General features: G+C 59.9%; 21 protein-coding genes. 9 read left to right on the top strand and 12 right to left on the bottom strand.

The window, feature by feature from the left end; all coding sequences use genetic code 11:
- Positions 1-101 precede the first annotated feature (101 nt).
- A complete protein-coding gene (locus BUB54_RS19930) occupies positions 102-461 on the top strand; it encodes an IS630 transposase-related protein (protein WP_082075699.1) in 360 nt (119 codons plus the stop codon).
- Positions 448-885 (top strand): transposase, encoded by a 438-nt coding sequence (locus BUB54_RS19925; protein WP_158320126.1) that lies wholly within the window; start codon positions 448-450, stop codon positions 883-885. The genes BUB54_RS19930 and BUB54_RS19925 overlap by 14 nt, the downstream gene beginning before the upstream one ends.
- 122 nt (positions 886-1,007) lie before the next feature.
- Here the strand turns inward: BUB54_RS19925 and BUB54_RS07570 are convergent, their stop codons facing one another.
- Positions 1,008-1,253 carry a hypothetical protein gene (locus BUB54_RS07570; RefSeq protein ID WP_139284826.1) on the bottom strand — a complete coding sequence of 82 codons (246 nt, stop codon included), beginning with the start codon at positions 1,251-1,253 and terminating at the stop codon, positions 1,008-1,010.
- 146 nt (positions 1,254-1,399) lie between these two features.
- On the opposite strand from BUB54_RS07570, the gene BUB54_RS07565 reads away from it, so the two are divergent.
- From BUB54_RS07565 to BUB54_RS07550, 4 genes are read left to right on the top strand one after another with little or no spacing between them, the layout of a single operon-like run.
- On the top strand, positions 1,400-2,647 hold the full coding sequence (locus tag BUB54_RS07565; protein ID WP_048879412.1) for a paraquat-inducible protein A: 1,248 nt from the start codon (positions 1,400-1,402) through the stop codon (positions 2,645-2,647).
- The gene (locus BUB54_RS07560) at positions 2,648-4,345 is read left to right on the top strand and encodes a PqiB family protein (protein ID WP_048879411.1); all 1,698 of its coding nucleotides are present in this window, start codon (positions 2,648-2,650) and stop codon (positions 4,343-4,345) included. It begins immediately after the preceding gene.
- Positions 4,346-4,347: 2 nt separating this feature from the next.
- Positions 4,348-4,914 (top strand): PqiC family protein, encoded by a 567-nt coding sequence (locus BUB54_RS07555; RefSeq protein ID WP_048879410.1) that lies wholly within the window; start codon positions 4,348-4,350, stop codon positions 4,912-4,914.
- A complete protein-coding gene (locus BUB54_RS07550; RefSeq protein ID WP_048879409.1) occupies positions 4,911-5,963 on the top strand; it encodes an AI-2E family transporter in 1,053 nt (350 codons plus the stop codon). The genes BUB54_RS07555 and BUB54_RS07550 overlap by 4 nt, the downstream gene beginning before the upstream one ends.
- Positions 5,964-5,990: 27 nt before the next feature.
- Here the strand turns inward: BUB54_RS07550 and BUB54_RS07545 are convergent, their stop codons facing one another.
- The 3 genes from BUB54_RS07545 to BUB54_RS20725 form a co-directional block, all read right to left on the bottom strand.
- Entirely contained in the window at positions 5,991-7,559 is a 1,569-nt protein-coding gene (locus BUB54_RS07545; RefSeq protein ID WP_048879408.1) for a peptide chain release factor 3, read from the bottom strand.
- A gap of 47 nt (positions 7,560-7,606) precedes the next feature.
- Positions 7,607-8,299 (bottom strand): SDR family oxidoreductase, encoded by a 693-nt coding sequence (locus tag BUB54_RS07540; RefSeq protein ID WP_048879407.1) that lies wholly within the window; start codon positions 8,297-8,299, stop codon positions 7,607-7,609.
- Between the two features lie 97 nt (positions 8,300-8,396).
- Positions 8,397-8,540, bottom strand: a complete 144-nt coding sequence (locus BUB54_RS20725) for a hypothetical protein (RefSeq protein ID WP_158320125.1) — start codon at positions 8,538-8,540, stop codon at positions 8,397-8,399.
- A 98-nt stretch (positions 8,541-8,638) separates the two neighbouring features.
- Between BUB54_RS20725 and BUB54_RS19920 the strand changes: the two genes are divergently transcribed.
- Both BUB54_RS19920 and BUB54_RS07525 read left to right on the top strand, forming a co-directional pair.
- Positions 8,639-9,664 carry a GNAT family N-acetyltransferase gene (locus tag BUB54_RS19920; RefSeq protein ID WP_048879406.1) on the top strand — a complete coding sequence of 342 codons (1,026 nt, stop codon included), beginning with the start codon at positions 8,639-8,641 and terminating at the stop codon, positions 9,662-9,664.
- Positions 9,665-9,705: 41 nt separating this feature from the next.
- Positions 9,706-9,945: a DUF2188 domain-containing protein gene (locus BUB54_RS07525; protein ID WP_048879405.1), complete on the top strand. Its 240-nt coding sequence runs from the start codon at positions 9,706-9,708 to the stop codon at positions 9,943-9,945.
- An 83-nt stretch (positions 9,946-10,028) separates the two neighbouring features.
- Here BUB54_RS07525 and BUB54_RS07520 read toward each other — a convergent pair whose 3' ends face one another.
- The 3 genes from BUB54_RS07520 to BUB54_RS07510 are packed head-to-tail and all read right to left on the bottom strand — an operon-like array spanning position 10,029 to position 12,558.
- On the bottom strand, positions 10,029-10,871 hold the full coding sequence (locus BUB54_RS07520; protein WP_048879404.1) for a CDP-alcohol phosphatidyltransferase family protein: 843 nt from the start codon (positions 10,869-10,871) through the stop codon (positions 10,029-10,031).
- The gene (locus tag BUB54_RS07515) at positions 10,868-11,557 is read right to left on the bottom strand and encodes a phosphatidylserine decarboxylase (protein ID WP_048879403.1); all 690 of its coding nucleotides are present in this window, start codon (positions 11,555-11,557) and stop codon (positions 10,868-10,870) included. The genes BUB54_RS07520 and BUB54_RS07515 overlap by 4 nt, the downstream gene beginning before the upstream one ends.
- A 17-nt stretch (positions 11,558-11,574) precedes the next feature.
- Positions 11,575-12,558: an Ig-like domain-containing protein gene (locus tag BUB54_RS07510; protein WP_048879402.1), complete on the bottom strand. Its 984-nt coding sequence runs from the start codon at positions 12,556-12,558 to the stop codon at positions 11,575-11,577.
- Between the two features lie 53 nt (positions 12,559-12,611).
- Here BUB54_RS07510 and BUB54_RS07505 point away from each other — a divergent pair, with 53 nt between their 5' ends.
- Positions 12,612-13,166, top strand: a complete 555-nt coding sequence (locus tag BUB54_RS07505) for an LOG family protein (protein WP_048879401.1) — start codon at positions 12,612-12,614, stop codon at positions 13,164-13,166.
- Here the strand turns inward: BUB54_RS07505 and BUB54_RS07500 are convergent.
- The 5 genes from BUB54_RS07500 to dnaA form a co-directional block, all read right to left on the bottom strand.
- Positions 13,163-13,555: a flagellar biosynthesis repressor FlbT gene (locus BUB54_RS07500; protein ID WP_048879400.1), complete on the bottom strand. Its 393-nt coding sequence runs from the start codon at positions 13,553-13,555 to the stop codon at positions 13,163-13,165. The genes BUB54_RS07505 and BUB54_RS07500 overlap by 4 nt on opposite strands.
- 74 nt (positions 13,556-13,629) lie before the next feature.
- Positions 13,630-14,445, bottom strand: a complete 816-nt coding sequence (locus BUB54_RS07495) for a TIGR00282 family metallophosphoesterase (RefSeq protein WP_048879399.1) — start codon at positions 14,443-14,445, stop codon at positions 13,630-13,632.
- Positions 14,446-14,474: 29 nt separating this feature from the next.
- Positions 14,475-15,635: a DNA replication/repair protein RecF gene (gene recF / locus BUB54_RS07490; RefSeq protein ID WP_241869404.1), complete on the bottom strand. Its 1,161-nt coding sequence runs from the start codon at positions 15,633-15,635 to the stop codon at positions 14,475-14,477.
- 59 nt (positions 15,636-15,694) lie between these two features.
- Positions 15,695-16,819 carry a DNA polymerase III subunit beta gene (gene dnaN, locus BUB54_RS07485; RefSeq protein ID WP_048879398.1) on the bottom strand — a complete coding sequence of 375 codons (1,125 nt, stop codon included), beginning with the start codon at positions 16,817-16,819 and terminating at the stop codon, positions 15,695-15,697.
- A gap of 172 nt (positions 16,820-16,991) precedes the next feature.
- Complete coding sequence (gene dnaA / locus BUB54_RS07480) at positions 16,992-18,437, bottom strand: chromosomal replication initiator protein DnaA (RefSeq protein ID WP_082075697.1); 1,446 nt, start codon at positions 18,435-18,437, stop codon at positions 16,992-16,994.
- Positions 18,438-18,660 lie beyond the last annotated feature (223 nt).

The following is an 18,660-nucleotide window of genomic DNA, read 5'->3' as shown; positions in this document are numbered from 1 at the left end:
CAATCGAGCAGGCTTTCGCGATCCTCAAACGGCAACGGAGCTTCTCAGGAAAATCCCTCGATGAATTAATAACGTCACACTCTTAATGGGAATTACTATATGTGCGCGGTGGTGGCAGCCGGGCGCAAGCTGCGGTGCTGTTTCGAGTTGGCCGGACGACACTTTATCGCTGGCTTAATGCACCGGATTTGCGTCCCAAGCCTGCCCTGGAGCGTCGACGTAAGCTGGATAAGGCAGCCCTTGCCGCTCATGTGCGCGACTTTCCGGACGCCTTATTGAAGGAACGTGCGGCGCATTTCGGCGTTCACATCAATGCGATCTGGACAGCGCTGAAGAAATTGAAAGTGACTAAAGAAACCGACGCCATACGCCGCAAGTCGTTACGAAGAAAGAATTTCATTTCTGCGCACGCTACGTCATTGGATCGCCCAGCACGGCAAAGCCAACGTGGTGTATTTTGACGAGAGCGGATTTGCTGGCGATACGCTCCGCCCGCATGGTTGGGCCATCCGTGGCCGGCAGGTCTTCGGGCGGATCAGCGGCAAACACCACAACCGTACCAACCTGATCATGGCGCAACGCGTGTCGGACTGGTTGGCACCGATGCGGTTTGAAGCCAGTTGCACGCATCTGACCGTCACCACTTGGATTGAGAAGATGCTGTTGCCTGCCCTGCGGTCAAACAGCTTGGTAATCATGGACAACGCACCGTTCCAAAATAAACCCAAAATCTTACAACTTCTCGCCGCAGCAGGTCACACGCTGCTGCCACTGCCCCGTTACTCGCCAGATTTCAACTCAATCGAACAGGCATTCGCTATCCTCAAGCGGCAGAGGCAATTCTCAGGGCGAAAAGTCGGAGAACTCATCTCGTGCCATTCTTAAATGAAACGATTATAATAATGTTCGCCGAAACATCCGGTGAATATCAACCAAATCTTCAACCTGAAAATTTTTAGCCTACTATTAGCCATGCGCCAAGTTTACGAAAAATCTCTCTCTTTCAATCAATACGTCAAATCCAGCATGTTTATAGTTCCAGAAAATGACCTCCTGGATTTCACACCAGTTGTTTCGATCATAGTGAAAACATTGAATAAGCCTATTTTGTCCTTGGAGCCTCGCAGGATCCCCTGAAAACCCTCGAAAAAACCAAGGATTGTATCGGCATTGATTTTTCCGCTAAAATCTCCAGTCACCTCATTTATGAGCGGCTCATCATGACATAAAATTTGACCAATATCGGAATCCATGGTTCGATCCCCTGAAATCACATGAAATTGCTGGAGGAGTTTGAAGCCCACGGCCAAAGTTCATGATTATTTTACGGGGATCGAGCATATGCAAGAGAACCTCCCGATTATTTTGCAGGTCTCTCCGCGGGTGAATTTGCGCGTTTATGTCAAAGTCCGTGGGGCCCATGCACAAGCTGCGTGAAATTGTCGGCTGTCCGCATTGCGGGCTGGTTCAGGCCGTCCCCAGCGTAAAAAATAACGGCAATTTCATTTGCGAACGCTGCGGCCTCACGCTGGAGCGCATGAACGGCCGCGATCTCGACACAGCGCTCATTTGCGCCGTCACCACATTTCTTCTTCTTTTTCCAGCCAATTTCCTGCCGATATTGCAGGTTGACGTTATCGGCGTCACCAATCGCAGCCTGATTGTTTCCGGTGTTATTGGCATTTGGCTGCAGCATTGGCCCTTGCTGGCCATCGTGATCGGGCTGGAGATTATTCTACTGCCTTTTCTGCGTTTCGGTCTGTTGAGTTTCGTGCTCGGCGCCCTACGTCTTGGGTACCGCCCCGCTTGGCTCGGCCATATCTTCCGCCGGGCCGAACGTCTCGATGAATGGGCGATGCTGGATGTATTTCTCATCGGCGGCATGGTTGGTTACGCGCGCGTCGCCCCCTTTTTGCCAATTCATATCAAGGCTGGCGGCTATTGCGTTATCGCCACTGCCTTACTCACTCTCATTACCCGCGCCTCGCTGGAGCGCCGGGAATTATGGCGCGCCATGGGGCCGCACGTTACCCATGCCAGCACCGACATGATCGGCTGCACCGTTTGTGATTTTCCTGTTCCCACTAGCCAGGAAGGCTGTCCCTGCCCGCGCTGCGGCGCACGTATCTGGCACTGCCGCCCGTTTTCCACCATGCGCGCCATGGCACTCACCATCGCCGCCTTCATTTTCTATCCGGTCGCGTATTTATATCCCATGGAATATAGTGACCAGCTTTCCACGCCACACGGCTATTCTATCATGACCGGCGTGGTGAAACTGGCGCAGGCGCATCTCTGGTTTTTCGCGGGGCTAATTTTTTTCGCCAGCGTTCTTATCCCGTTTCTGAAGCTGTTCGCCTTCGCCTGGTTCGGCATTTCCATCCATCGCCACTCCGCCTCCCGGCTGCGGCTGAAAACCCGGCTTTACCGGCTAATCGACGTCATCGGGCGCTGGTCGCATATCGACGTTTTCACCGTGTCAGTCTTTCTACCGCTCATGCATCTGCCGGGATTATTGAGTACTGTCGTTGGTCGCGCGATGCCAGCGTTTCTGGCTGTTGTGGTGCTGACCATGTTTGCCAGCACGGTGTTCGACCCCCGCGCCTTGTGGCTGGCGGGCACTCTTCACAACAGGAGGGCGTTATAAGTGCCAAGCGGCAACACCCAGCCACCTGACGACAATCTGCCGTTGGAGGAAGCCGTCTTTCGCCCCTCCCGCTGGCCAGGACTAATCTGGGCACTGCCGGTTGCGGCGCTTATCATCATTCTCTGGCTGGGGATCGGCGCATTGCTCAGCAGCGGGCCATCAGTCACCGTAACCTTTCCCGTCACGGGCGGGCTCGGCGCGGGCTCCACGCCGGTAAAATATAAAGGCTTCACCGTAGGCCATGTCGAGGCCATCAAGCTCTCTAAATCTCTGAACCAGCTATCCGTCAAAATCCGCTTCGTGAAAGAGATGGAGGGTCATCTCGGCAAAGGCACCGAATATTGGATCGCGGGCACCAATCTCAGCATCACCAATCTGTCAGAGATCAAGGATCTTATTTCCGGCCCCGTTATTGCCATTGCCCCGCAGAATGGCCCGATTGTCCGCCACGCCACCGGCATGGCCTCACCGCCCGTACCGGCTTTCACCCCGCCTGGTGAACATCTCATCCTCTCCACCCGCAAGCTGGAGCATCTCTCCACCGGGTCGCCCATCAACTATAACGGTTTCAAGGTGGGCGAAGTCAGTTCCATCATCCTCGCGCCCAACGGCTCACATTTTGAGATCGGTGCCTTCATCCAGCAAAAATGGGCGCATCTCATCACCAGCAGCACGAGGTTCTGGGGTGAGGGCGCCATTCAACTCACCCCAAGCGGCAGCGGCGCGGCGGTGCAGTTCGCCTCTGTGCCCGCCCTGCTATCGGGGGCAATCGCCTTCACAACGCCGGACGGTGTTCCCAGTCGCGGCGTAAAAGACGGCGCTCAGTTCCCCCTTTACAGCAGCCGCCAGACAGCGCTCGACGCCCCAGGCGAAGGCGCGGTAGCCTATCGCGTTGTCTTCCCCGGCGGGCCGCATGGCTTGGCGGCACGGGCGCCAGTACAGCTTGAAGGCGCGGCGGTAGGCAGCGTCACCCATGTCAACGTCCGGTTCGACCCATCCAAGCAACGCCTGGAAACCGACGTGACCCTCATGCTGGAACCTGAATTGATCGGCCGCGCGGGCACAGGCTGGGATTTGCAAACCCCGCGCCCGCAAATGGACGCCATGCTCTCAACCCTAATCAAGCAAGGGCTGCGTGCGCAACTTGGCCGTGGCATGCCGGTCGTAGGCGGCAAGATGATCAAGCTGTCTCTGGTGCCCAACGCCCCTACGGCCACCTTGCAGCCCGGCACTCCGCCGCTCATCCCCTCCATGCCCGGCAGCGGCGGGGTCAGCACGGCCATCACCCGCATCAATGCCATCCTGGCCCAGCTAGACGCTTTGCCGCTGTCACAGATCGCCGGAAACGTCCAACAGGTCAGCGCGCAACTCGCCCATCTCTCCACGACGCCGCAAACCAGACAAACCCTGCAACGGCTGGACGAAACCGTAGCTCACATCAACGACATAACTCAGCAGACCAAAGCCCAGCTCCCGACCATATTGCACGATGTCAAGCGTACCACGGCTGAAGCTGAGGCCGCTTTGGCGTCCCTGCAAGGCTTGGCCAGCGCCAACGGGCCGGTGAATGCGGGGCCTGAGTCCACTGGCCTCGCACATGCGTTGTACGAAATCAGCGAGGCCGCGAAATCCCTGCGCGCCCTGACCGATTTTCTGAACAGCCATCCCAACGCGCTGCTCGCCGGGCGGGAGAATTGATAATGAAGCTTACACATCGCCTGCCACTGCTGCTATGCGCCATACTGACGCTAAGCGCCTGTGCTGGGTCTCCCACAACCTACCTCACCCTCTCCACCGTAGCGCCTGCACAAACATGGCCAACCACCCCGCAACACCCCATCGCGGTATCGCATCCCAATATTCCACCGGCTATCGACCGGCAGCATTTCATCATACAAACCGGCCCCTCCACCCTGCATGTGGCCGGAAACACCGCCTGGGCAGCGCCGCTCAGCGGCATGATCCAGCTTACGCTGGCACAAGACCTTTCAACCCGGCTGCCCAACGCCAATGTGCTCATGCCGGGTGACCCGGTACCTCCGGGCGGCGCGCAGCAGGTTCTGGTTAACATTCAGTATTTCATGCCAACGCCGTCCGGCGCGGTCCGGCTGCAAGCGGACTGGTCTGTCCAGTCTCCCAGCGGGCAAAGCCTGTATCAAGGACACATCCAATTCACCCAGCAAGGCGGCCCCACCCCCGCTGACGCCGCACACACAATGAGCCTGGCGCTGGCCACCTTGTCGACACGGATCGCCGAACAGCTATGAGCCGCCCCCATCTCGTACGCTCCACCGCGAGCCTGCTGCGCCTCATCGTCATGCTGACCATAGCCGGACTGGTTTTGTGGTTGCTGTCCGGTATGGCGCTGCTGATCTTCACCTCCATCCTGCTCGCTGTCCTGCTGGATGGCGCTTCGCAATCCTTTGCCCGCGTCACCAACCTGCCTCGGCGCCTCTGTTTGGCTCTGGTATTTCTGGTTTTTATCGGCGGCGTGGCGCTGTTCGGTTGGCTTGTCGGCCCGCGCTTCGTCACGGAGGGGCAGCAGCTCATCAGTCAGCTTTCCGCGGACTTTCACGCCTTACAGAAACAATACGCCCACACCATACTTGGCCGGATCCTGGCCCATTCTTACAGCTCATCAGGCCCCTTTTTGGTGCTGGGACCATTTGCCCCCCGCCTGCTCAGCTTCACCTTCGGCACGGCGGGTAATATTCTCCTGCTGATTGTCACGGCCCTTTATCTCGCGGTTTCACCGCAACTCTACATCAAAGGCTTTATACGCCTGATGCCCGCGCCCTACCGCCCACGCGGGCGGGAGATCATGCGAACGCTGGGTGAAACGCTGCGCCACTGGATGCTCGGGCAACTGATCGATATGAGCGTGGTCGGCATTCTCGCCACGGCGGGACTGATGCTGCTGCATATTCCCATGCCTGTCGCCTTGGGCGTGCTGGCGGGCGCCCTCACCTTCATCCCTTATCTCGGCGCCATCCTGGCTGGTATTCCCGGTATTATCGTTGCAGCCACAGTCGGGCCAACCGCGATCCTCTGGGTGATTTTGCTCTACACGGCCTGCCATCTGATAGAAGGCTATGTCGTCTCCCCCATCGTGATGCGCAAAGCCGTGAACCTGCCCCCCGCCCTCACTGTTTTATCGATGGTGTTTCTAGGTGAGCTTTACGGATTTTTCGGCGTTCTGATCGCCACCCCCCTCACCGCGACCATCATCGTTATGGTGCAGGAAATCTACATCCAGGACATATTAGGGGATTCCGCGCATGAAGGCCGGTTCAGACCACACGGCCTGCCCCAATAGGCAATTCCCCAACGGTTTCTGGTCGCCTTACAGCCTCTCACGCGTGGCAGAGAAAGTGATCTCAGGGAAATTCTCCGTCATCCGGTTCAACTCCCAAGCATTACGAACGAGATAGACCGGCGCACCGTCGCGGTCCTCGCTCATGGCGCTCTTATTCACTTCGATAAAGAATTTCAGCCGGGCGGTGTCCTCTGAGAAGATCCAGCGGGCAGTGTCGAAGGGCGCCGGGTCAAAGCCGATCGGCACGTTATATTCCTGCTCAATCCGGCTGCCCAGAACATCAAGCTGGAGCATCCCCACCACGCCGACAATCCAATCCGCCCCGGTCATCGGGCGGAACACTTGGGTCACGCCCTCCTCGGCCAGGTCCTCCAGCGCCTTGCGCATCTGCTTGGTCTTCATCGGGTCCGTCAGCCGCACACGGCGCAGAATTTCCGGCGCGAAGTCCGGGATACCCGTAAAGCGCAGCTTCTCACCCTCGGTCAGCGTATCCCCCACCCGCAGCGTGCCATGGTTGGGAATACCGATAATGTCGCCTGGATACGCCTCCTCCGCCAAGGACCGATCCTGGGCAAAGAAAAAGATCGGCGCCTGAATCGCCATAGGCTTGCCGGTGCGCGAATGGGTCAGCTTCATGCCGCGCGTAAAGCGCCCCGAACAGATGCGGGTAAAAGCAATGCGGTCGCGGTGCTGCGGGTCCATATTGGCCTGCACCTTGAATACAAAGCCGCTGACGGGCTTTTCCTCCGGTGCCACCTCACGCTGGTCGGTCGCGCGTGGCTGCGGCGGGGGCGCATTGGCCACCAGCCCTTCCAGCAGCTCGCGCACGGAAAAATCCTTCAACGCGGAACCGAAATAGACCGGCGTCAGATGTCCTTCACCATAAGCTTCCTGGTCAAATTCCGGGTAAGCTGCGCGGATAAGTTCCACATCCTCATCGAGCTGCGCCTTCTGGTCCGCGGGAATAGCGAAATCCCCCGGTGCGTTCTCCTCTCCCGGCTTCTTGGCGGAGACCAGCTTGTCGTTACGCAGATCGTAGCAGCCCTTGAACAGCCCCCCCATACCCACCGGCCAGACCATCGGGCAGATATCAAGCGCCAGCGTGTCGGCAATCTCGTCCAGCAGGGCAAAGGCATTCTGCCCCTCACGGTCGATCTTATTGATGAAGGTGGTGATGGGAATATTGCGCAGGCGGCAGACCTCAAACAGCTTCTTGGTCTGCAGCTCAATGCCTTTGGCCGCGTCAATCACCATCACCGCGGAATCCACGGCCGTGAGGGTACGGTAGGTATCCTCAGAGAAATCTTCGTGGCCTGGCGTATCCAACAAATTGAACACCGCGCCGCCGAACTCAAAGGTCATCACCGAGGAGGTTACGGAAATACCCCGTTGCCGTTCAATCTTCATCCAGTCGGAGCGCGTCTGGCGCCGGTCCTGGCGCGCCTTCACCATACCCGCCTCGCGGATGGCACCGCCGAACAGCAGCAGCTTTTCGGTCAGCGTCGTTTTACCGGCATCTGGGTGGGAAATAATCGCGAAGGTACGGCGCGGCGGAATGCCGGTAACGCTCTCGCTCTTGGGAAGGGCCTGATCCATCGCGGCGATCTAGCAAGGTTTTCCACTGAAACCAACCTGGCAACGCGCTACCAGGGAATGATCTTACCCCGATAGTCCAAAAACTCGTGCCCGCCCTGCCCCGCGCGGGCCCCCAGAACATCCGCCATGCCCCGCGCGCTGGTTTCCACATCCAGCGTCGCATTCTCGCCGCCCATATCGGTTCTCACCCAGCCAGGGTGGAGATTCACGATGGTCAGATATTCATGTTCCGCGGCAAAAGCACGGGTAAGCCGGTTCAGCATCGCCTTGCTGGCGGCATAAAGTGGGCTAGCATCGTTGGCATTCACCTCCAGACTGCCCAGCACGGAGGACATGAACGCCAGCACCCCCATCTCAGGCCGCAGTAACGGCACCAGCCGTTCCGCCAGCCGCACCGGGGCAATGGCGTTGGTGAGGATCAGATGGGTGACCTCCTCCTGCGTCGCCTCGCTCACTTTTTTCTCGCGCGGGCCATAAATTCCGGCATTCAGCACAATCACATCGAATACCCGCCCCTTCATCCGGGCCAGGAACGCCTCCACCATGTGCGAATTATTGATATCCAGCGTGTCCATAGTGAGCTGATCGAAATAATTTTCCAGCCCCGCGCCGGAGACAGCCGTACGCACCGTGGCGGTCACATTCCAGCCCCGACGAAGGTATTCCTTCATAAGTCCCAGCCCAAGCCCGCGCGACGCCCCGATAATCAAAGCCTGTTTCACCTGCGGTTTCAGGGCCATGTTCACTCCTTCGCTCTTTGTATGCACCAAAACGCCTCCCGGCACGGGAAACAAGTGCCAGTGTAAAATAGGAGCTTGGCAAGCCACGCATTTCTCACTAGCTTTTTACGCTATGATCCACCTTCGCGCCCTCCTTATGAACGTAGCCGCCATTAAAATTGGCGGCGCGGGCGCGCTCGGGCAACTGGCTGGCTAAGCCGCCAGCTTCCCCCGCCCGCAACCAACCGGCGGGGTTTTTCAAGCAAAACGCTCCGCCTGCCGTCCCGCAAAGGAGCCTTCCCGCATGTTTTCCCTGGTTTTAACTTTCCTAGACGGCACGCCGCTGGCGCGGGCGCAAGCATGACCACCATCCGTGCCACCCGACCCTCCGATATTCCGGCCATCAACCGCATTTATAACCAGCCCAGCGTGCGGCGCTTCACCATGGGGCTGCCGTTCGTGAGCCTGGACGCCTCCGCACACTTCTTCGCGGCCAATCAGTCCTTGCGCACCAGCCTCGTTGCCTGCGGGGCAGATGGAACAATTCTGGGCGAGGCTAGCCTAACCCGCGAATCTTCTCTCCGCCGGGCTTATGCGGCATCTCTGGGACTGATGGTGGCGGAAGAATCACGCCGCCAGGGCATTGGCCGCGCCCTGCTCACCGCATTGCTGGACCTCGCGGATAACTGGTTGAACCTGCAAAAGCTGGAGCTGGACGTCTTCACCAATAACGAACCCGCCATTGCGCTTTACCGCTCAGCGGGTTTTGAGGTTGAAGTCACCCAGCACCATTTCGCCATGCAGGACGGCGTGCTGGCGGATAATTTCGCCATGGCCCGGCTGCGCCCGGGCTTGGTTGTGGATCGCACCAGCCCACCGCCGCGCCCGCCGCAAGCGCCACGGCAGCCTTTCACCCTGCGCGCGCTGGAGCCGGAGGATGCCCCGGCCCTGGCCGGTTTGATGAACTTGCCCGGCATACGCCACGGCACCACCGCGATCCCGTTCATGGCGGAAACAGCCATGCACGGTCTTGCTTCCGCCACCGGGCAACATGCCATTGCCGCCCTTTCCGGGACGGCCCTCACTGGCCTCGCCGTGCTGCAGCAGGGTCAGGGCCGCGCTTTACACAGCGCCACCCTGACCTCCATGATGGTGCACGACGCTTATCAAGGCCAAGGGATCGGCCGCGCGTTGCTCAACGCCGCGTTGGACCTTGCCGATCATTGGCTAGGACTCAGCCGCGTCAGCCTCGCCGTGCTGGCGGAAAACCACCCCGCCATCCGTCTCTATGAATCACTCGGCTTCGAGACCGAGGGATATCTGCGCGCGGACGTGTTTCGCAATGGAGCCTATGCTGATGCGCTGGCCATGGCACGGCTGCGCTGAGCACCCATATTAATTGTAAACGCAACCATAGGAGTGCGCCCATGAGCACCACGCATTATAAGATCGTCCCGCATGATGGCGGCTTCGCCTATACGTTGAATGGCAGCTTTTCAGAGACCTTCCCAACGCACGAAGCCGCGTTGAAGGCCGCCCGCCGCGTGGCGCTCGAACAGCGCGTGCCGGGCGACACCACAACCATCATGTACGAAACCGAAGATGGCGTCTGGCATACCGAGGAAACCCTCGGCATCGACCGGCCGGATATCGACGTGCAGGGCTGAAAGCCGGCACAGCACAAACCATGAAGCGGGCGTTTCAGAATGCCCGCTCAAAACCGCTGGCGCCAGAATAAGAAACCAACCCGCTAAACCGCCGGCTGGCCGTCTTCCTCATCTTCCATCTCAGCCGCTGCGCGCCGCGCCTCCGCCTCACGCGCCAGCTTCCGATAGCTGCGTAGCGAAAACGGCAGCATCACAATATAAGCCAGCCCTGCCAACGCCCCCGCCATGAACGGGTCCGCAAAAGTCAGTGCGGCGAACACCACCACGCCAAGCAGCAAGGGCAGTACCCCCGCCGTGGGAATTTTGAAGTTCTTGAAACTCCAGATCGGCAGATTGGAAACGCACAGCACCGCCGTGACCGCCAGCACCGCCGCCGTGAACAGCGGATAGCTCACCAGCGCCAACAGCCAGAGCTGCCCATGCTCCCCGGCCGCCAGCCCGATAAACAGCGGAAACAGCGCCAGAACCGCCCCAGCGGGGGCGGGTACGCCGGTGAAGAAATTATAAGCGAAGGCCGCCTTGGGCGCGGAATCCAGCGCCGCGTTAAACCGCGCTAGCCGCAGCGCCATGGCCGAGGTAAACATCAAAGGCGGCAAAAACCCTATCGCCCCCCAAGGCTGCAACGACCACATATACAGCAGCAAAGACGGCGCCACGCCGAAACACAGGAAATCGGCCAGCGAATCAAACTCCGCCCCAAAGCGCGAGGTCGCCTTCAACAGCCGGGCCAGCCGTCCGTCCAGCCCATCGATCACACCGGAGACAGCAATGGCTAGCACCGCCGTGCCATATCGCCCTTCTAACCCCAGCCGGATGGAAGACAGCCCGATGCAAAGCCCCAGCAGCGTCATGAGATTGGGTAGCATGCGATTGAAGCTGAGACCCGAAAAACGCTGCCGCCTGGGCAGGCGGCGGATTTTTCTCATGGAAAGGACGCGTCCTTCGGCGGCATCTCGGCAATCACCGTCTCACCGCCAATCATGCGCTGCCCCACCGTCACCAGTGGCGTACAGCCTTCCGGCAAATACAAATCGGTGCGCGAGCCAAAGCGGATAATGCCAAAACGCTGTCCGGCAAGCAGCGGCTGACCTTCCGTCACCTCGCACAGAATCCGCCGCGCAATCAGCCCGGCAATCTGCACCACCACCACTTCACGCCCGTCATGGGTGTGCAGCAGCATGGAATTCCGCTCATTATCATCACTCGCCTTGTCCTCGGCTGCGGACAGGAACAAACCAGGATGGTACGCAATCTTCTGTACCACCCCGGAGATGGGGGCGCGGTTCACATGAACATCCAGCACCGAGAGAAAAATCGCCACACGGGTGCGCGGCTCTGATGACAAGCCCAGTTCAGCGGGCGGAACGGCTTGCTCAATGCTCACCACCAGCCCGTCCGCGGGAGCCACGAGCACATCCTTGCGCGGCGGCAGCACACGCTCCGGGTCACGGAAGAAATAGAGGCAGAACAAGGTGAAAAGTACACCAAGCCAAGCCAACGGCGTCCAGAGCACAAGCCCGACCAATGCCACCACAACGCCGCCGATGATGAACGGATACCCCGCCTTATGCGGCGGGCTCATCACCGATTTCACAGTTTCAGCAATATTCATTCAGCGCCTCGCCTTGTTCAGTTCGCCTTTTTCGGGGGCAGAGTGAACGTCTGCCCCGGGAAAATCAGATTTGGATTACGGATCTTACCGGCATTGGCGGAATAGATCAGCGTGTACAAGGTCCCCTTCCCATAAACCTGCCGGGCGATCATCCAGAGATTGTCACCGGGGGTAATAATCACATGGCCGTCTCCCAGCGCCTTGGAGAGCGCTTCAGGCGCGAATGGCACACTCACCGCGGGCAAGCCCCCGCCGTCCGGCGCGGTGGCATTCAAGGTGATAATCCCCGGCTCATCCGGCACAGGCGCCTGCAAATGCCAATGCCCGGTTGAATCCGCCCTGGCGGTGCCCAGCGTCATATTGCCCAGCTTAACCGTAACATTCGCCCCCGCTGGCGCCGTGCCACTGAAAACGGCATGGCCATGCGTGTCATAATCCACCGCCCCCATGCCAAGCTGCCCGGGCTTCGGCCCCTGGCCGGTGACAACCTTGCTGCCATCCGGCCCGGAGACCACGGCCAAGACAGGCTGACCATTCCCAGGCAGATTGATGGAGGCGCTCTGCGTGCCTTCCAGCGTCTTGCCATCGGGCAAAGTCTCCGAAAGCGTGATCTCATGCGCGCCGGGCGGTAGCGGGTTAGCGGGAATCAATACAAAAGCCCCCTGCGAATCAGCCTTCACCGTGCCCAGCACATTATCACCGTCCTTCACCGTGACAGTCGCCCCCGGCACGGCTCGGCCCGCCACCACGGTATTGCCCTGCGGGTCAACCCGCACAATGTCGAAGCTCGGTACAGGCGGCCCGGCCTTGGCGGGCGGCGCTGATGCGGGCGGCGGCGCAGCCGCCGGCACGGAGGGTGCGGGCGGCACTTTGTGGCCGCGATGCACATAAAATAGCAGCACCGCATCCCCCACCGCCAGCACAGCCAGCACGATCAGGGCGATAACGCGCCTATTATGCCGCTTCGGCGCGGCTGTCCCGGTATTGTCGTTGCTTGCCATGGCGGCCACAGCCTGCCACGAACAGGGCAGAACTGGAAGCGAGGCAGAACCATATGGGTAGTTTTTCCGTCACCGTTTTTTGCGGCTCCAATTCGGGGCAGGACCCGGCCTATGCGGCGGCGGCTGAAGCTTTGGGCAAAGGGCTGGGCGCGCGCGGCATGAACCTGGTCTTTGGCGGTGGCAATGTGGGGCTGATGGGCATTACCGCGGGCACCACACTGGCAGCGGGCGGCGAGGTCACAGGCATCATCCCGGATTTTCTGCGTCAGCGCGAGGTTGAATTCCAGGGCCTGACCGAATTGATCGTCACCGACTCGATGCACACACGCAAGCGCCGCCTCTTCGCGCTGGGCGACGCCTTCGTGGTGATGCCGGGAGGGCTTGGCACATATGATGAGACGTTCGAAATTCTAACCTGGAAACAGCTAGGCCAGCATAAAAAGCCGATTATTCTGGTGAATATTCTCGGCTGGGCGGACCCGTTCATCGCTATGGTGGACGAGACGATCAAGCGTGGCTTCGCGAAGCCGGAGGTGCGTAATCTGTTCGAGGTGCTGCCGGACGTACCCGCCCTGCTGAACCGGCTGGAAGCGCTAAGCGCCGCCTAGTTACCCCGGGGCGACGTTTCCTCGTCCCGGATTATCCGTCGCGCCAGCTTCAGCGCCTCCAACGCCGTCTCCTCGGTGGCAAGGCGCTGCAGCGCAGCCCAATCCGCCTTCCCTTTCGGACCAGCCGCGGCCAGATAACCGCCAATCACCTCTCGCGCTTCATCTAACGCGGCGGCGCGTTCCTCCTCGGGCCCGATATAAACCTGCTGCAGCGCGTAATAGGCTTGGCGCGCCGGGCTGGTCGCATCCTCCAGACGCATCACCTGCTTGCCGAACAGGAAGCGCGCATGGTTGTTCAGCTCCAACTTCGTCCGCGTCTTGAACCGGATGACCGCGCCGTTGAGGATCATCGATTCGCCCTGTTTCAGCTCCAAAACCAAAGAAGACATCAAATTCCTGCCTGAACGGGATGATAAAACCTTCCTGATTCTGCACCCTGCTGCTTAACAGCCCATGAAACACCTCAAATCTCCGGCAAGGCGGGGATCAACCGTCCGCCCAGCCGCACCGGCTCAATCCTGCGCGCCAGCCCCGTCGCGTCATCCGTCTCCACAAACACACCGCAGAGCGTTGCCGGGCCTTCCGCCGGGCTCAGCCTTTCCCCCGGCATTTTACGGATAAACCGGTTCAGCGCGGGCGCCTTGGTCATGCCGATGACCGAATCATAATCCCCGCACATGCCAAGATCCGAGGCATAGGCCGTGCCCCCTGGCAACACCTGATGATCCGCCGTGGGCACATGGGTATGGGTGCCGGTCACCGCACTCACCCGCCCGTCAAACGCATGGCCGAACGCCATTTTCTCGGAACTCGCCTCGGCATGAATATCCAGCAGGATCGCCTGGGTGGTTATCCCAAGCCGGTGGCGGGTCAGCAGTTCCTCAATCGCGCGGAATGGGCAATCCATTGGATCCATGAACAGCCGCCCCATGGCCTGCGCCACCAACACTTTGCGCCCGTCCGGCAGCACGGCTAGACAAGCCCCTGCCCCCGGCGTGCCAGGCGGAAAATTGATCGGGCGCACCAATCGCTTCTCATTAGCGATGTAAGGAATAATCTCCCGCCGGTCCCAGGCATGGTTGCCCAGAGTAATCACATCCGTCCCGACGGCAAACAGCGCTTCCGCCATATCCGGCCCCAGCCCAAACCCATGAGAGGCGTTCTCGGCATTCACTGCGACAAAATCGAGTTTAAGGGATTTACGCAGAGCAGGAATATGGTTCAGGGCCGCCTCCCGGCCCGACCGACCAAGAAGGTCACCAAGTATAAGAATACGCATGAGGGTTCTTACGATGGAATGACCATGAGTCAAAAACCTGGCTGCACCGTCAACACGCCACCCTGCACGCGGTAACAGGCGGCATCCAGCCCCTTGAAAACCTCCAAATCCGTACCGGTCAGCCAGGCCGGAAAATCTGCCTTTTCCAGTGCCACAAACAACGCCTGGCGACGTTCAGCGTCCAGATGCACCAGCGGTTCATCCAGCAGTAAAAGCGATGGCTCCCCCCGTGCGGCGGCGATCATCGCGGCATGGCCCAGCACAATACCTATCAGCATCGCCTTTTGCTGCCCGGTGGAAGACAACACCGCCGGGCGACCGGTGAGCGCGTCCATAATCAGCAAATCAGTTTTTTGCGGCCCGTAACCTGCCGCTTTCGCCGCCGCATCGGCCCGGCGCGCGCTTCTCAAGGCCGCCCGCAGCCACTCCTCGACATCAAGGGCCGGGGCTTCAGCCAGTTTCTGAGCAATGGGGCACGCCAACCCCAGCACCACACGCGGAAACGGATCAGCGCCCCCTGCCGCCAGCGTGGCATTCAAACGCGCGATCAACGCCGCCCGCGCCGCAACAGCTGCCACCGCATGGCGCGCCATGGAATCCTCAAGCGCAGCCACCCAGGCCGGGTCAAAAGGCGGCTCTGCCAATAGACGGTTACGCTGGGCAGAGGCACTCTCAAACGCCGCGATCTCACGGGCATGAAACGGCTCTAGCGCAATCACCAACCGGTCCAAAAATTTACGCCGGCCGGATGTCGTGTCGGTAAACAGCCGGTCCATCTGCGGGGTGAGCCAAACTGCGGCAAACTGTTCCGCCACCTCGCTCTGCGCGCGCGGCTTAACCCCGTTCAGGCGAAACTCCCGCCGGTCCGGCGCGCCTTCGACCGCGCCGGTGCCAATTTCCAGCCCATTGTCGAACCGCGCAGCCACCGCCCAGCCTCCTGCCCCACCTTGCCGGGCCAGCTCCGAAAACCGCGCACCGCGCAGCCCCCGCCCTGGCACCAGCAAAGACGCGGCTTCCAGCAAATTGGTCTTGCCCGCCCCATTCGGCCCCGCAAACACCAAACGCCGCGCCTGCGGTTCAAAACGCAGCGCGGCGTAGGAGCGGAAATCAGAAAGAATGAGGCGTGTCAGAGTCGTTTTCGGATTCCTTTGCAGCTCTTCGAGGTCTTGCCCCAGCCGAGCAGCCCTCAACAGACCAGCTTGCAAAAGCTTTACGAGAGCTCGGCTCTTTTACAGAAAAGCCACGCCGCTCACACCCGCATCGGCATCAGCACATAGACGGCGGAATTATCCTCCTGGTCACGCACCAGGGTCGGCGCGGCCCCGTCCGCGAAGGCGAATTCCACCTTGCCCTTAATCTGGTCTGTCACATCCGAGAGATAACGCGCCTGGAAGCCAATTTCCAAAGGCCCGGCCTGATAATCCACCAGATCCCCGCCCAACTCCTCGGACGCGGAGCCCTGCTCGGCGGACGCCGCAGAGATCACCAGCAGATCCTTCGCCAACGACAGCTTAACCGGGCGATGCTTCTCGGCGGAAATCGCGGAAACGCGTCCTACCGCATCGTTGAAATCCCTTTTATCCACGCGCAGAATCTTATCATTTCCGCGCGGAATCACCCTGTCATAATCAGGGAAGGTACCGTCGATCAGCTTACTGGTCAGCTTCATCGTGCCGATGGTGAACTGGATACGCGTTTCAGACAGCGCCACTTCCACCTCACCGCTCGCCTCATCCAGCAGCTTGCGCAGTTCGGTCACGGTCTTACGTGGCACGATAATGCCCGGCATACCCGCCGCGCCCTGCGGCAGCGGTTCCTCAACACGCGCCAAGCGGTGCCCGTCCGTCGCCACGGCGCGCAGCACCGGGCCGTCCTGGCCCTCAGCGGCGTGGAGATAGATGCCGTTTAGGTAATACCGCGTCTCCTCGGTAGAGATCGCAAAGCGCGTACGGTCGATCAGCCCGCGCAGCTCCTGCGCTGAAAGCACGAAATTATGGGACAGCTTGCCCGCATCGAGCTTCGGAAACTCCTCAACCGAAAGCGCAACTAAGCTGGTCGAATAACGCCCTGCCCGCAATGCCAGCTGCGCGTCTCCACCCGGGTGGTCCAGTTCGATCACCGCATTTTCCGGCTGGCGGCGGACAATCTCATACAGAGTCGCAGCGGGCACGGTAATGGCGCCATCGCGCAAGGGCTCTGCCGCCACCTCCTCAACCAGCGCGATCTCAAGATCCGTCGCGGCGATGGTCAGCTTGCCCTCTTTCACCAGCAGCAACACATTGGCCAGGATGGGGATGGTATTCCGCTTCTCCACCACGTTCTGCACATGGGCGAGAGACTTCATCAGCGTGGCGCGATCGGCCTTGAACTTCATGGTACCCTTCCAGACAGCGATCGAATCCCCGAATTTATTGGCCGATTCGTACCTTAGACTAGCAAGGTGAACAAAAGGAGGAAAGTCAGCGTTACGGCGTAAAACAAAGGGGGCATTTTTGCCCCCCCGGCGGCGGCGCGTTCAGCGCCCTTTCCTCAACCCGTCCGCCTGCTCAGTTCTCTAGAAGCCGCTTCAGCAGCTCCACATCCTCCGCGAAGGCGGCATCCTGGGCAATCAGCTCCGTCACGCGCGAGACTGCATGCATCACTGTGGTATGGTCCCGGTTGCCAAAATGCCGCCCGATATCCGGCAGGCTCTTGGAGGTCAACTGCTTGGCCAGATACATCGCCACCTGACGCGGACGGGCGATATTGCGCGCGCGCCGGGCGGAGGACATTTCCGCGATACGTATATTATAGTGCTCGCAGACGCGCTTCTGAATCTCCTGGATGGAGATTTTGCGGTCATGGGCCTTCAGCACATCGTGTAGCACCTCGTGAGCGGTGTCGATCGTCACCTGCCGGTTGAACAAATTGGCATGGGCAACCAGACGATTGAGCGCGCCTTCCAGCTCACGGTTATTGCTGGTAATCTTACGGGCCAGGAATTCCAGCACCTTCGGCGGCACTTCCACCCCGGCGCGCTGGGCCTTGGCCTCCAGAATGGAATAGCGCAGCTCGAAGGTAGTGGCATGCAGATCGGCCACCATGCCGCAGCCCAGCCGGGTCCGCAGCCGATCCTCAAGCCCGGAGAGATCAGACGGCGACTTGTCCGCTGAAATCACGATCTGCTTGCCCGCATCCACCAGCGCATTGAATGTGTGGAAGAACTCTTCCTGTGTGTTGTCCTTGCCTATAAGGAACTGCAGATCATCGATCATCAGCACATCGACAGAGCGCAACTCGTTCTTGAACTCCAGCGTGGACTGGGAGCGCAGCGCGTTAATGAAGCGGTACATGAACTTCTCAGCCGACATATACGCCACCGAGACCGGCCGCCCGCCGCGCGCATTGGTAGAAAGCTCCCACGCAATCGCGTGCATCAGATGCGTTTTGCCGAGGCCAACCCCACCATAAAGAAACAACGGGTTGAAGCCCGCCGTTGCCGGTGCTTCCGCCACGCGACGGGCACAGGCATAGGCGAATTCATTGGGTTTACCGACCACGAAGGTCTCAAAGGTAAAACGCTGGTCCAGCGCCGCCATGTTTTCCTGGCGCGGCGCGACCATAGCGGGCTGCCCGGCGGACGGCGCCTGCACAGGCTCCGCCAAGTCCGGCGCCGCAGGGCGCGAGGCAGGCGCGCCGGTGCGGAACTCCACCCGCTTCACCAGCTGGTTCTCCTGCTGCCAGAACGAGGCGATCAGCTCGCCATATTCCTTGTTGACCCAGTCGCGCAGAAAGCGGGTCGGCAGCATCACCACCACCTCGTCCCCCGCCAGCCCAGCAAAGCTGACCTGCTTCAACCAGGTCCGGTACTCCACCTCGCCCACTTCGGCCTGTAGGCGCGCGCGTACCCGTGCCCACTGCTCAGCCAACTGCGACTCGTCATTCCAAACCGCGGAGGTTTGCAGCCCGACGCCGCCCTGACCAGAAGTTTTGATCTCCAGGTTGATCCCCATTCTGCCTCACCTGATCCCGCGTAAAACCGCCGCAAACCACCCTTCCGCAAAGCAGCGCTTTTAAGAAAGCTCTACTTTCCCAGAAATGAGACAGCCCAGAACGGTCAATATGAGGGCTTGAGTTTAGGTCCAAACACCCGGCCGAAGCAAGCGGGCAAAATCTCTGCCATCGCGAACAAACCTCTGACAATCCAGAAAAAAACATAAAAAACAACGAGTTACA

This window comes from Acidocella aminolytica 101 = DSM 11237 (assembly GCF_900129125.1).
In the GTDB taxonomy this organism is placed as follows: domain Bacteria; phylum Pseudomonadota; class Alphaproteobacteria; order Acetobacterales; family Acetobacteraceae; genus Acidocella; species Acidocella aminolytica.
This window is presented reverse-complemented; position numbering and strand designations above follow the sequence as displayed.

Bases quoted from the DNA above. Each gene is read 5' to 3' on its own strand.
- BUB54_RS07570 (WP_139284826.1), bottom strand. From the start codon at position 1,253: ATGGATTCCGATATTGGTCAAATTTTATGTCATGATGAGCCGCTCATA.
- BUB54_RS07565 (WP_048879412.1), top strand. From the start codon at position 1,400: ATGTCAAAGTCCGTGGGGCCCATGCACAAGCTGCGTGAAATTGTCGGC.
- BUB54_RS07555 (WP_048879410.1), top strand. From the start codon at position 4,348: ATGAAGCTTACACATCGCCTGCCACTGCTGCTATGCGCCATACTGACG.
- BUB54_RS07550 (WP_048879409.1), top strand. From the start codon at position 4,911: ATGAGCCGCCCCCATCTCGTACGCTCCACCGCGAGCCTGCTGCGCCTC.
- BUB54_RS07545 (WP_048879408.1), bottom strand. From the start codon at position 7,559: ATGGATCAGGCCCTTCCCAAGAGCGAGAGCGTTACCGGCATTCCGCCG.
- BUB54_RS07540 (WP_048879407.1), bottom strand. From the start codon at position 8,299: ATGGCCCTGAAACCGCAGGTGAAACAGGCTTTGATTATCGGGGCGTCG.
- BUB54_RS19920 (WP_048879406.1), top strand. From the start codon at position 8,639: ATGACCACCATCCGTGCCACCCGACCCTCCGATATTCCGGCCATCAAC.
- BUB54_RS07525 (WP_048879405.1), top strand. From the start codon at position 9,706: ATGAGCACCACGCATTATAAGATCGTCCCGCATGATGGCGGCTTCGCC.
- BUB54_RS07520 (WP_048879404.1), bottom strand. From the start codon at position 10,871: ATGAGAAAAATCCGCCGCCTGCCCAGGCGGCAGCGTTTTTCGGGTCTC.
- BUB54_RS07515 (WP_048879403.1), bottom strand. From the start codon at position 11,557: ATGAATATTGCTGAAACTGTGAAATCGGTGATGAGCCCGCCGCATAAG.
- BUB54_RS07510 (WP_048879402.1), bottom strand. From the start codon at position 12,558: ATGGCAAGCAACGACAATACCGGGACAGCCGCGCCGAAGCGGCATAAT.
- BUB54_RS07505 (WP_048879401.1), top strand. From the start codon at position 12,612: ATGGGTAGTTTTTCCGTCACCGTTTTTTGCGGCTCCAATTCGGGGCAG.
- BUB54_RS07500 (WP_048879400.1), bottom strand. From the start codon at position 13,555: ATGTCTTCTTTGGTTTTGGAGCTGAAACAGGGCGAATCGATGATCCTC.
- BUB54_RS07495 (WP_048879399.1), bottom strand. From the start codon at position 14,445: ATGCGTATTCTTATACTTGGTGACCTTCTTGGTCGGTCGGGCCGGGAG.
- dnaN (WP_048879398.1), bottom strand. From the start codon at position 16,819: ATGAAGTTCAAGGCCGATCGCGCCACGCTGATGAAGTCTCTCGCCCAT.
- dnaA (WP_082075697.1), bottom strand. From the start codon at position 18,437: ATGGGGATCAACCTGGAGATCAAAACTTCTGGTCAGGGCGGCGTCGGG.